The sequence below is a fragment of the Sporosarcina sp. SAFN-010 genome, assembly GCF_059415065.1.
The window spans coordinates 490,019-502,751 of the sequence record NZ_JBPFDS010000001.1; the positions used below are offsets into that span (position 1 = coordinate 490,019).

General features: G+C 38.6%; 12 protein-coding genes. 5 read left to right on the forward strand and 7 right to left on the reverse strand.

All coding sequences use genetic code 11. The features are described from left to right. Positions 1 to 34 precede the first annotated feature (34 nt). From ACR65F_RS02365 to ACR65F_RS02380, 4 genes are all read left to right on the forward strand, one after another. The gene (locus ACR65F_RS02365; protein WP_440503097.1) at positions 35 to 1,771 is read left to right on the forward strand and encodes a sigma-54 interaction domain-containing protein; all 1,737 of its coding nucleotides are present in this window, start codon (positions 35 to 37) and stop codon (positions 1,769 to 1,771) included. Between the two features lie 91 nt (positions 1,772 to 1,862). Then, a complete protein-coding gene (locus ACR65F_RS02370; RefSeq protein ID WP_440503212.1) occupies positions 1,863 to 2,117 on the forward strand; it encodes a (2Fe-2S)-binding protein in 255 nt (84 codons plus the stop codon). Beyond that, on the forward strand, positions 2,114 to 2,452 hold the full coding sequence (locus tag ACR65F_RS02375; RefSeq protein ID WP_039042215.1) for a (2Fe-2S)-binding protein: 339 nt from the start codon (positions 2,114 to 2,116) through the stop codon (positions 2,450 to 2,452). Before ACR65F_RS02370 ends, ACR65F_RS02375 begins: the two co-directional genes overlap by 4 nt. Beyond that, positions 2,445 to 3,671: an NAD(P)/FAD-dependent oxidoreductase gene (locus tag ACR65F_RS02380; protein WP_440503098.1), complete on the forward strand. Its 1,227-nt coding sequence runs from the start codon at positions 2,445 to 2,447 to the stop codon at positions 3,669 to 3,671. The genes ACR65F_RS02375 and ACR65F_RS02380 overlap by 8 nt, the downstream gene beginning before the upstream one ends. 313 nt (positions 3,672 to 3,984) lie before the next feature. On the opposite strand, the gene ACR65F_RS02385 is transcribed toward ACR65F_RS02380, so the two are convergent. Beyond that, positions 3,985 to 4,980, reverse strand: coding sequence for an ornithine cyclodeaminase family protein (locus tag ACR65F_RS02385; RefSeq protein WP_440503099.1), 996 nt, complete (start codon positions 4,978 to 4,980; stop codon positions 3,985 to 3,987). Positions 4,981 to 5,062: 82 nt separating this feature from the next. Here ACR65F_RS02385 and ACR65F_RS02390 point away from each other — a divergent pair, with 82 nt between their 5' ends. Next, positions 5,063 to 5,599 carry a helix-turn-helix domain-containing protein gene (locus tag ACR65F_RS02390; RefSeq protein WP_440503100.1) on the forward strand — a complete coding sequence of 179 codons (537 nt, stop codon included), beginning with the start codon at positions 5,063 to 5,065 and terminating at the stop codon, positions 5,597 to 5,599. A 37-nt stretch (positions 5,600 to 5,636) separates the two neighbouring features. Here the strand turns inward: ACR65F_RS02390 and ACR65F_RS02395 are convergent, their stop codons facing one another. The 6 genes from ACR65F_RS02395 to ACR65F_RS02420 all read right to left on the reverse strand — a co-directional run bounded on the left by ACR65F_RS02395 (position 5,637) and on the right by ACR65F_RS02420 (position 12,691). After that, positions 5,637 to 6,845, reverse strand: coding sequence for a dicarboxylate/amino acid:cation symporter (locus ACR65F_RS02395; protein WP_440503101.1), 1,209 nt, complete (start codon positions 6,843 to 6,845; stop codon positions 5,637 to 5,639). Positions 6,846 to 6,865: 20 nt separating this feature from the next. After that, positions 6,866 to 7,876, reverse strand: a complete 1,011-nt coding sequence (locus ACR65F_RS02400; RefSeq protein ID WP_440503102.1) for a proline racemase family protein — start codon at positions 7,874 to 7,876, stop codon at positions 6,866 to 6,868. A 748-nt stretch (positions 7,877 to 8,624) separates the two neighbouring features. Next, the gene (locus ACR65F_RS02405; RefSeq protein ID WP_440503103.1) at positions 8,625 to 9,050 is read right to left on the reverse strand and encodes a YfmQ family protein; all 426 of its coding nucleotides are present in this window, start codon (positions 9,048 to 9,050) and stop codon (positions 8,625 to 8,627) included. 378 nt (positions 9,051 to 9,428) lie between these two features. After that, on the reverse strand, positions 9,429 to 10,067 hold the full coding sequence (locus ACR65F_RS02410) for a YkyA family protein (protein ID WP_440503104.1): 639 nt from the start codon (positions 10,065 to 10,067) through the stop codon (positions 9,429 to 9,431). Between the two features lie 30 nt (positions 10,068 to 10,097). Next, positions 10,098 to 10,997 (reverse strand): polysaccharide deacetylase family protein, encoded by a 900-nt coding sequence (locus ACR65F_RS02415; protein ID WP_440503105.1) that lies wholly within the window; start codon positions 10,995 to 10,997, stop codon positions 10,098 to 10,100. 608 nt (positions 10,998 to 11,605) lie between these two features. Next, complete coding sequence (locus ACR65F_RS02420; RefSeq protein ID WP_440503106.1) at positions 11,606 to 12,691, reverse strand: GerAB/ArcD/ProY family transporter; 1,086 nt, start codon at positions 12,689 to 12,691, stop codon at positions 11,606 to 11,608. Between the last annotated feature and the right edge of the window lie 42 nt (positions 12,692 to 12,733).

The window sequence follows — 12,733 nt, forward strand, 5'->3', positions numbered from 1 at the left end:
TTAAAATATTTTGACAGTTGAGGTGTTTAATCCAATGATGTTTTCACAAAAACTACTCAGCAAAATAGTAGATACTGAATTCACGATTGTTGAATCAGTAAATAACAACGATTCATTAGCGCATCAAATCGCCAAAGAAATGCCGAAGAAAGTATTCCTGATAACCGCTGACGGTCCGCAATGTGTCGAAATCGTTGAATCTTCAAACGAAGTTTTCTTTACCCCATCCAGAATCCTATCGGTGAACAGCACAATTGAAGAAGCCTTCAATGATCTCAGGATTGCCGATATAGCGCTCATCTCAAATGATTCCAATGAGTACGTAGGATTTTTGACGCATGAAATGTTTTCAAAACACTTACTTATCGAATACAAACGGGCACAAGCCTATTTGAAAACTATATTGGAAACCATTGATGAATCCTGCACAGTAATAGACCAAGATGCTAATGTACTGTACTGGACAAAAGGCGCTGAAAAAATATTTTCTGTAAAAGAAAAGGATATTATCGGTCAACCCATAACCAACTTTTTCAGCGCTGAAAGGTTGGAAATTTTAAAGTCCTTAAACGATGGAACTTCCCTTTACCATAGCCAGCATCACGCTCGCAAAGATCTTGTCGTTATGATCAATTCCAAACCAGTTTATTTAAATGAGGAAATCATCGGTGCAGTCGTTTCTGAAACAGATATCACGAGTCAAATTCTATTAAATAATGAGTTATACAATACATCTGAAAAACTATTCACCCTAGAGGAAGAAGTTAGAAAGACATCGCCATCCGTCAATCCCTTTTCCTATATAAAGGGAAACAGTCCGGCCATTAAACAGACTTTGGATATTGCTAGAAAGGCTGCCACTTCAGATGCAGCCGTTCTAATTTATGGGGAAAGCGGTGTTGGGAAAGAACTGTTTGCAAAAGCAATCCACAACTTAAGAGAGCCTGAAAACTCCCCATTTGTCGCCATTAATTGCGGAGCTATCCCTAGTGGATTGTTCGAAAGTGAAATCTTCGGTTATGAAAAAGGGGCTTTTTCAGGCGCCAATCAAAAAGGGAAAAAAGGGAAAGTGGAACTTGCGAAGAACGGAACCTTGTTTCTAGATGAAATCGGGGAAATGCCACTGGAGATGCAAGTGAAAATCCTCAGGCTCCTGCAAGAAAAAAAGTTTTACACAGTCGGTGGCACGAAGGAGATTGAAGTGGATTTCCGTGTCGTTGCGGCAACCAATCGTGATTTGAAGGAACTGATTAATGAAGGGAAATTCAGAGAAGATCTCTATTACCGGTTGAATGTCGTGAACTTCAAAGTTCCTCCTCTACGGGAGCGTCCTGAAGATATTATTGAGCTTACGCACTACTTCCTGTACGAATTATCCGTGAAGTATAACCGTCCGATCCATGGGATTTCACAATCCGTTATGCAGGCATTGCTTCAACATGCATGGCCTGGAAATATCCGTGAACTGAAGAATGCCATTGAACGACTCGTTGCGTTTTCCGAGAATGGTGAAATTCGGATTGAGGATCTTCCGAACGAAATGGAAAGAATTCCACAGTCCACTGCAGATGAACAGGATGTCCTCCCCTCAAATCAGCCGAGTCCTAATGAAAATCTGTCTTTACAAGAGCAATTACAAATCTACGAGAAAGATATTATCTTAAAGGAACTAAGTAAAGTCGATGGAAACAAACTTCTTTGTGCGAAAAACTTAGAAATCACTAGAGCCACTCTCTATAATCGGATGAACAAATTAGGTATCCAATTATAGAATCCAAAACTTGGCTACATTCTTGCATATATTTTAAGTATGCGTATACACAAAGTATAAGAATGAGGTGAGGGACTTGGCGGAAAATGAAATGATCATTTGCAGATGTGAAGAAGTGACTTATGGTGAGTTGAAGAATACAGCTGAAACGTATAATTGTTCCGCACGAGAACTAAAATTGCGAACTCGTGCAGGCATGGGGTATTGCGGAGGAAGAACGTGTCGATCCATGGTGGACAGCATTGCACATGCTTCTACTGAAAGAGATGTTACGCAAGTCACATTAAAATATCAGCCACCTATTAGACCAGTAAGTTTCGGTAGTTTGAGGGAGATTACAAAATGACAAGTAGAATTATTAACCATCCAGTACTGGATAAAGTGGACGACACAGATTTTGTTTCTTTTACATTCAACAACGATGAAATACGCGGGTTGAGAAACGAATCACTTGCTGCTGCATTACTTGCGAACAATATCCGGACGTTGCGTGTTCATGAAGAAAGCGGCACACCTCGTGGGATTTATTGTAATATCGGACATTGCTTCGAATGTCGTGTCACAGTGAACGGACAGCAAGGAGTTAGAGCATGCCTGACTCCTATTCAAGAAGGCATGACAGTCTCAAGCGGGGAAAAGTTTCTGACATCTGTGAAAGATTGGAGGTCGAATAATGAATAGAGTCATTGTTATCGGTGCAGGGCCTTCAGGATTATCTGCCGCCATCACTATCGCAGAAAACGGAAGCGAAGTTCTAATTCTTGATGAATATATGCTAGCCGGTGGACGTTTGTTAGGTCAGCTTTATGAAGAAGAAAACGGGAAATGGTGGAATGGCATTAAGGAATCGAAAAGTCTGCATGACAAAGCCGTTGCGCTCGGCATTGAAATTCGGTTAGGCACGCCTGTTTCCAACATTGAAAAGCTGGATGGATCCTGGGTGATTTATACGGATGAAGAAACGCACTATACACAGCACCTCTTGCTTGCAACCGGTGCAGCTGAAGTACCACTACCGATACCTGGCTGGACGCTACCGGGTGTAATGTCCGTAGGTGCCGCCCAAGTGATGACGAATGTACATAGAGTCAAACCCGGAAATCGTGGAGTTATTATCGGTGTGAATGTGCTGTCATCCGCCATCGCCATGGAATTGAAACTTGCTGATATCGATGTTGCCTGCATCACGTTACCAAAGATGAATCAGGTGACGAAAGAATCGGGTAATCCAATGGATGTTATAAATTCACTACTACACGTTTCGCATATGGCTCCTTCTGCGTTCGTTAAATTCGGAAGTAAATTTATGAAAAATGAATTCATGAAAAAGATGGGAATTACGTTCTTCCCGAAAAAAGGTGTGAAAATGTGGGATATTCCCATTATGCTTCGAAAAGCGGTCATTAATATTTATGGTGAGAATGCTGTAGAAGGTGTGACGATTGCTACAATTAATGCATCGGGAGAAGTGATTGAAGGAACTGAAGAAAATATTAGTGCAGATTTTGTTTGTATCGCTGGCGGGTTGTATCCTTTGGCGGAGTTGGCGGCAGTTGCTGGCTGTCCGTTCTATTACATTGAAGAATTGGGTGGGTATGTCCCTCTTCATAATGAGAGAATGGAGACAGTATTGGATGGACTTTATGTTGCTGGAAACATTACGGGTGTTGAAGGGGCTAAAGTTGCAATAAGCCAAGGGGTTACTGCTGGGCTTGCAATTGCGAATAATCTCAGTGGCGGTGAGCAGGAAATTAAAATCAAAGAAGCGATTAAGAGAATTGAACATACTCGAGATAATGCATTTATTCAATTTCATCCCGCTGTGAAAGAAGGTAAGGAGAAACTTCAACGGTATTGGGCAGAGTATGGGCAGGAAGTAAAGGTTGGCGCTACTAGTTAACGTTTTCATAACAGAAGGGGCTGTCTCGAAGAGTCGTGTAAATGACTTCTCGGGATAGCCCCTTCTTTGAATAGTAATATTAAAAGTGTTGATTTACGTTTCAGATGAACGCTTTCCGAGGGGCTTGCTGCGGGGTCTTCGGACTTCGCTGATCCCTCCGGAGTCGTCATCTTCCACTTCAATCAACGTGACTACTAGGAGTAGCATCATATTTAATAATGGGATAGCTCAAATTCCCTTGGATAATTTTAAGCACACGTTAACGGGTACAAGTTCCTACATAACCTCTCTAAAAAAACCATCATCGTATCTTTTAAATCGTTACGTACTGCCCTAATTTTTGCTCTCTTGCAGTTTCATACACGCCAATTGCTACCGCTAAGTCAAAGTAAGCGGCGCCGACGCATTTGAAGAATGTGATTTCGTGTTCGTTTTCGCGGGCTGCTAGTGTACCAACATAAGCATCTTTCAATTCCCCATGAATTTCGTCATATGACCAGTCGCTTTGAGCGTTTGCGTGAATTAGCTCTCCCGCTTCTTCAGTGGCACCGTGGAAATCATCCACAATGACTTTGTCTGCACGACATATGAACGTATGATCCACTTCTCTCATATGGGGCAAGTACGAGCCTACACCGTTTACATGGGTTCCTGGTTGAATATCATCACCATCAAATACAGGTGTCTCCGATCTTGTACAGCAATTGATGATATGTGATTTTCGAACGACTTCGGATTTTTGTTCTTCTGGTATTACTTCGATGTTTATCGAAGTAGCGATGCCGAATTCAAGTAATTTCTCTTTAAACTTCTCGGCATTCGATTTTGTTCGATTCACTAGATTGATGGTCTTTATATCTCGTACTTCCAATACGCCGAGCACTTGTTCAAAAGCCATTCCGCCAGTTCCAATACAGGTTAAAACCTCTGCGCTTTCCAACGCATATAGATCAGTTGCAATCGCACTTAATGCACCTGTCCTTAAACGTGTTAAATAGGATGCGTTAACGAGTGAGACATGCTCCCCAGTTTTCGCATCAGACACGAGTGTAACGCCTTGAGTAGTTTTGCCTCCTGATTCCCTGTTGTGTGGAAAAATCGTGACTGCCTTCATCGCCATCAATTCCTTATCCAAGTCTGCACTCGGCATATATAAAACACTTGCCTCATGTTTTTTAAATTCTATAACTGTCCTAAGCGGATTTTCCACTTGCTCCTCCACTTTCGCTTTTAAGAGATGTTTTAAATCTTGAACTGCTTTATCCATTTTATACATGCTTTGAATTGTTTTTTCATCGAGTACGATCAAAACGTTCAACCCTTTCTTTTATCGTATTTGATTATGTGATATACCTTATATAGTTAAAGAATTTCAAAGGAGTGTGTTTGTGATGGATCAACCCATTGGTGAAAGAATTCGTGACATACGTAAAGAAAACAAAATGACCTTGAAAGAAGTGGCAGAGAGAACAGGTTTTTCAATCAGCTTTCTTTCGCAATTGGAAAGAGGTAAAAGTAATGCCACGTTAGAGTCTTTAAAAAAGCTCTCTTTAGCTTTAAATGTAAGTCCCGCCATATTCTTCGATGAAGGAAACAATACAAGTAATTACGACACATCATCAGAAACAGAAAAATTGAGCCATCATAATATCATGTATAAAAGTTTGCATCATCCATTGAAAGACTATGCTTTCCAACCCCTACTTGTTAACTTGAAGCCCGGGCAAAATGAAGGGAATGCCTTTACACACAACGGCCAAGAATTCCTCTTTGTATTAAAAGGTCTACTTACCGTCTTACTTAATAATGAAAAAATCGAACTAAAAGAACATGAATCGATCATGTTCGATTCTAACCAAACACATTACTGGTATAACTATACAGACGAAGAAGTCGTCTTCCTGTGCGTTTCTTATGATTTTCAATAATAGCCGAAGAGACCAAGTGATCTCATCGGCTATTTCTTTATAATTCTTCTACTTTATCTCCAAACCTAGAGTGCACAATAGCAGTTCCTGTTAAATCACCTGCAATATTATTCGTCGTGTTCCCTGCGTCCACTAATGGTGAAACAGCTGCATAAATAGCCACAATGTCCATAGGTAATCCTAGGGATGTCATTAATATAGCCATCATCACTATGTCCGCCCCTCTAGCCCCAGCTGTCCCCATCGAAAGAGCCAGTCCGAGAAAAACAAACTGAGCTAACAACCCAAACGTTATTGGGATGTCATATAAATTCGCTGCAAAAATTGAAGTGACTCCAAATGTTACCGCTAAACCGTCCATATTTATCGTTGCGCCTAAGGGCAATGTGAAACCGTAAATCTTATCGGACACACCTAATTTCTTAGAGACATTCATGGAAGCTGGCAGAGTAGCGTTACTAGAAGACGTTGCTGCTGCCAACATCAAAGCCGGACTTATGGCACGTAAAAATGTGAATGGTTTATACTTTGTAAATAAAGCGATAAGCGTCGGATAAACAACAAACAACAATATCGCCAAACCTATAAGTGCGCTAAGCACGTAGTGCAACGCAGAAGATATAATAGACATATCTGTCGTGCCCACTAGTTTTGCAATGAGCGCCATTACTCCAAGAGGTGCAAGATACATAATCATGTCCGTGATTTTCAGCATTAAAGCTGCACCTTCTTGAAAGAGCAATCGTACGGTTTTAGCCTTATCTCCCATACTCAAAAGGGCAACTCCGATAATGATGGCCCCAATAATAATCTGCAACATATTCATTTCAACGAAACTACCAAATAGATTATTAGGCGTCCAAGAAACCAGATTATCTATAAAGTTGAATTCTTCCGGTGAAATCGTTTCGCCATCTGTTAGCATTCCTACAGAGTTTTTTCCCGGGTTCATAATTAAGGCAACTGCTATTCCAATAGATGCAGCTATAACAGTGGTAGCCATATAATACATAATCGTTACCCCACCTATAGATCGTAACGACTTAACACTAGGTAAGTTCGTTATCCCATCTATTAGCACCAGAAATGTTAAAGGAACGATTAGCCATTGAAGCAAACTAATGAAAATATCACCTATTGGCGCAATATAAACTACATTCTCTTTCAAAATCAGCCCTAGCACAATTCCTAAAACTGCCCCAATTGCAACCTGAACGAATAGATGTTGTTTCCTCCACCATCCCATTTCTTCCCCCCCTTTGTTCCCTACTTATCTTCTAATAAAAAACCAGTAGGTAATTCATCAAGAGGATCTGTTATGAACTGATGGAAACCAGTAATATACGCTGTTCCTTCAACTTGTGGTACAACACCTGGTATGCCCGCAATCGTCTCTTCTCCAATAATTTCCCCTTTAAATTGACCATCTGTAATACACTCGTGAATAAAGGAATCCCCATTCTTCATTTTTCCATGAGTATATAAAGTTGCGAGCCTAGCAGATGTACCTGTTCCACAAGGCGAACGATCAATTTGTTCATCGGCAAAGATTGTTACGTTACGTAAATCAGAATCTTCTTTTACAGGTGAGTCAGAATAGATCACTCCATAGATTCCTTTTAGACCTGGCTCATCTGGGTGAACAACATTATAGTTCGCCTCGACATAATGCTTGATTTTCGTACCCCACTTTTGTAATTGTGGAAGGTCTTTCTTAGACACTTTGAAGCCCAATTGATTTGAATCCAGTACCACGTAAAATGCGCCACCAAATCCAATATCTGCGACTAAATCCTTGCCCTCAATTGTCATTTCAATTGACTTTTCTAAAACGAATGAAGGTACGTTTTCAAACGAAACAGATTTCACTCGATTCCCTTCCACATTGGCATACGCGATTACTTCACCAGCTGGACTATCAATTACAAATCTAGGTCGCTCTTCAGTAACCTCAAATCGTCCGGTTTCGATTCCCATCGTGACAACTGCGATAATTCCATGACCACACATCGTACTCCAACCCTCGTTATGCATAAACAGTACTCCAAAGTCCGAATCTTCTTTTGCAGGTGGCGTAATAATACATCCATACATTCCATGATGGCCTCTTGGTTCATACATTAGCACTTTTCTAAACTCATCTAAATGCTCCATACAATACTCTCTACGTTCTAACTGCGTGTTTCCTTTAATCTCCGGAAAACCATCCGTAATAATTCGTAAAGGCTCACCAGACACATGCATATCCACCGTTGAAATCATCTTGTTAATAATCATTTTTCCATCTCCCTCTTAAAATCAGCATATTATTGAAGTGGCACTTAAATTCAGTATAATTGAAATATATTAGAATAGTCAATGGATTCTTTAGAATGGTTGATATCAAGTGACTTGTTACACTCTTGCAAAGTCTTTGTTGTTTAAACCATCTGAACTATTGTCGTGTAATCACCCCACTTGGTCATTACTTTTTAGGTTTGCCGCAAGTACCCTTGGTATTAGTTCCTATAACTTCACTGGTTTACCATTGTGAGATACGGAACTTTGCAAGCTCATTTCAAATTACCTGGGCACTGATCGTTTTTAGACAAGCAGTTGGTGGCTTGTAGACAAAGGATATAGTTGTTCGATTTTGGTTTTCTTTCTCTCTTCTAGGACTGAATTTTTTTTGGAAACCTGTTTACACAGTCGGATTCCTGCAAACCGTTATGAGCGTTAATCACTAATAAGTTACGACTAGTCGCTCATTCAGCATATAATTGGAAAATAAAAGAGTACCACTGCCTGAAGGATTATTATCAGACAGTGGTACTCTTTTATACATTTTTAGTCGCTAGCGTCGAATAAAATAAGACGTTTAATTTCCAAAAACTAAAATTTCTATAACTATTAGTTTACACAAAAAATCCTTTATTATCGGTTGGCGGTAGTAACCTATCCAACTCCAAAACAAAGGATCCTTCAATAGATAATTGTATATCATGCTTTTTCTTTTATTGAATTTATGCTAATTGGAACCCTTAGTTTACATAGTGAATTTTTGTAGATAATCAGAACTAAGACTATAAGAAAAAACTTTCTCCTTGTACTGCTTGACTACATCAACGTGATTATCGGAACTATAAACAAAGAAATTAATCTCTTTTTTTCTATTTTTTACGTTGATGACAAATGGAGTAACATTAGTCACTGGATGGAGAAATAACTTTTCATTGCCTGGAAATATATCGTGTTTTTTCAAGAAGTTAGATTTATTAAAATAGTCCGTAAACCTATTTTTTTCTTCTTCTTCTAAATGCTTTCCGTTAAAAGTTATCTTAACATCTTTTGTATCAAGATGTGGATGTAGTGCGAATTTGCTTAGCCCCCATGCCACAACCGCACTGGGAGGACTCATTAACATTTTGAAAACAAATCCAATCAATATCGAACTAGCCAAAGCCCATGTCATATCAGATCTACTCCTTCAGTAATAATATCAGGTTAACAATATAGCTATGGGCATTTTTTTACAGCATGTAATATATTATCAGAAGACTAGCGATTGTCAAATGGAGCCATGTTCAGTATCTTTGTATAGTATTTTAGAGGATGAATGTTCACCTCTTCTTCAAACAAAGTTTTTCGTGTGATCTTATCCTTTATAAGGTCCTTTGCTTTGATTTTGAATATGAACTATCTGTACCTACCATTATAAAGGGCTTTTTGTCTTGATTTTATTTTTGAGTGTTTTGTTACTATGGGTTTATATTACTGCGACGCAAGTGATTTTTGTTATTAAATTAGCGAGCGAATTCAGTGATCGACATCAGGTTATTTGATAATCAGCCTAACTTATATCAGCCATCTTAAAATAATCATTCATTACCTTATTATACTGCTCGGTAACCTGGTTAAATTGTTCAACAACCTCAGACATATGTATACTATCTTCGTTTATAGCATCGATCTCATCTTCAAGTGTATTCAGCTCAAATTTGCCTTGTTCAAGATTTCCAAAGAATGTAGTTTGTGAGTTCAATTGATCTCGATAGGTATCAAAAAAGTTCTCCATCAACTTTTTCCGATTGTTCATGAGTGTCATGAGCTTCGTTGCTTGCTTCTTTTGGTCACCATCTTTAATCAGCTCAATGTTTTCATCAATGGACATCAGTTTACTATAAGCGGTTTGGAAGTTTTCTTCAGCCTCGTTCAACTGCTGTTTTTCCATGGATATTTCATGATCCCCCACCCTTTGTTTGATAGCGTCAGTGTCTTTGCTATCAAGGCTTAGTACATCATGGTAAATCTCTTGTACCCTTTTTCTATTTACATCTAAGTCCTTTTGGTTCTCCACGAATTTCTCTTCGAAGGATGCCGACTCCTCCATTTTTCCATGTATTTCTGATGCTTGCTTATGATCAGATTGACAACCAGACAGAAAAGTAAATAAACCTAAGATCATGACAAGAAAAACTACTCGTTTCAACTTAAATCCCTCCTCGATTCAATCAGTGCATTAGCTGATTGAATAACAGCGATCTTCACATTGAAATGTTACGGGTGGCTGTTCATTGGTCAGTACTTTCGTTTGATACCCTTTATTCTTAATGTAAGATAGTAGCTCGGGCAAGTATTCAATAGTATGGGGTTTATCATGCAGCAGCACGACAGGTGTAACACCCGCTTGCATATACCGATTGATTTCCTGCTTTGTATGTTGTACATACCTTCTATCTTTTAGTTCCCAGTCACGACTATCCACATTCCAATCCCACACATTGAAATCGCTTTTGTCCAATAAATACCGCATATCTTCGGTTAAATACGGGATGCTCCCGTAAGGAAGTCTAATAAGATTGGATCGGACTCCAGTCACTTTCTCGAGGATGTCCCGATCCTCGGACATTTCATCTACTGGAGCAGATGGACTGCTGTAGATTTTTCCTGCTTCATGAGTAATCCCATGTAAGCCAAGGCCAAAGCCTTCCTTCTTCATGCGGACTACTGACTTGGAGTGCACCTTTATATTTGGTCCGATCATAAAGAACGTGGCTTTCATTTGAAAGTCATCCAAGATGTCTAGCAACTGATCCGTAACAGCAGATGGACCGTCGTCAAATGTTAAATAAATTGCTTTCTCTCGTTGATCAATTTCATTTTGCTTGGCAACTGCTTGCTTTCTGGTAACCTCTTTTTCTTGTCTCTCTTTTAAAATAATTGATTGCCTTAATGTAGATTCGGCAAAATCCTCCATTGGATCAAAAGAAACTGACAGTGTCTCCAACGAAGTAGTATGTAGGGTAGATTTAACCTCATCTTTCTTATTATCGATAACTAATCCTGTTAATAAAAAAACTACCGCGACCATTAGAATAACCGACAGAGCTTTCCCTTTATTGTTTAATCGCTTATTCATATTCTCCCCTCCTATTATTAGTAGATTTGTAAGTAAAAATATAATATGACAAATTTCGCAGGGGATGTATAGCTAGATACTTCTGGATAAGTTAAAGAGCCGATTCAGGTCCTTTATTTGCGTGAACAGTACTAGCATTACACTCACCTTTTTCAATCTCTATTATCCATAATCCCCACTTATATGTATCGTGTTAATATCATCAAATTATCCAAACCTACATTAATTCAAAAAGGCTTTCACCTTATCTGCAAATTTATTAATCAACATATGATATCACAAAATGAGTTGTTTTATGTACCATAAAGTGTTATCAAATGTCATATTTTCGATAAAAACTCCCTCTTTGAAATCATGATTAAAGTTATCATTGAAGTACCTTATTTTGAATACTGACTCATTCAAGGAACAAAAAGAAAAAAGCCATCTAGCCCTTTTTACAAGTGTGGGACTTCGATGGTGTTTTATATTGTCTCACTAATTTAGGCTAGTCCAATAGGGTAGTTTATAAAGACTCTATTCCTTTTATTATTTTCAACTTTGTAATGGGTGGAAATATATTAGTTGTTATAGATTCTATGCAAAGCTAGTGGGCACCCAAATTATTATTAATTCTTTTTGAATTTTGCTACTCCCAACAGTAACAGAGGAAGTAAAACACCTAAAGTAGCACCAAAAAGGATCCAAGTACCTTTATTAAATTCCATTGCGCGAACAATGTTTGGATGTACAATTACAGAAAGTGCAACCACAATCAGTCCTAATGGTAGCGTAAGCGATCGATAATCTTTTATATTCACTAGTTGGGCACATCCTACTACAGTTGCATAGAAATAGAGAGCTATCTTGAAGTATAGTGTGACGATCCATATGAATGCCACAATCATTTCTAGTCTTTGTATAAAGTTTCCGATTTCGATTCTTTTTGCTAAAGAAAAGGTAGGATAAATTGACTGTGAAGTTTCCTTCTCACCTAAAACCAAGATAGTTAGTAAAGTAACGATAATTAAAATGATTCCAGCTATCAACGTTCCTTTTAAAAAAGCTTTCTTTGCAAGTTGTGGGTTATTCACAGTATTGGGGAAAAACATTAATAGTACAATTGGAGAAAATGAAAAAATACTTACAAACAGGAGGATACTGTATATCATCTGTTTCGGCTTTGTTTCTAAAATGGGTTGAACATTTTGAACCTCGATATTCGGAGAAAGGAGAAGGACAGTTAAAATGAATAGTAAAATAAAAAAGGGGAAAATGATTTCCGCAAAACGAGCAATCGTTTCCAACCCGTAACGGACACCAATAATGACGACACTGACAAATAGCAGATTGAAAGCTATAAGGGGTGTCTCTGGCATAATTTGTACTTGCATGAAAGATCCAACAAAATAGAGCAGTTCTGAGGAAATGATTAATGTAAAGAAAAGAAAAACAGTTGTAACAATTTTCCCAACCCATTTACCAAATACTTTCTCAATCATTCCGACAAGAGTCATTGACGGTTCAATACTTCCTACAGCATTGTATAATACTACCAGCAATAGGCTGATACCTACACCAAGTATAGCGGTAATCCAAGCATCTTGTTTTGATACTTGAGCTATAATTCCTGGTACAAGTAAAATAGAAGAGCCTGTTAAGAATAATATGACTAGAATTGTGAATTGGCGAACACTTATTTTTATGGTTTCCATTGTCTCCCCCCCTTTTAGGCTACTGTACTTTGTGAAATATTA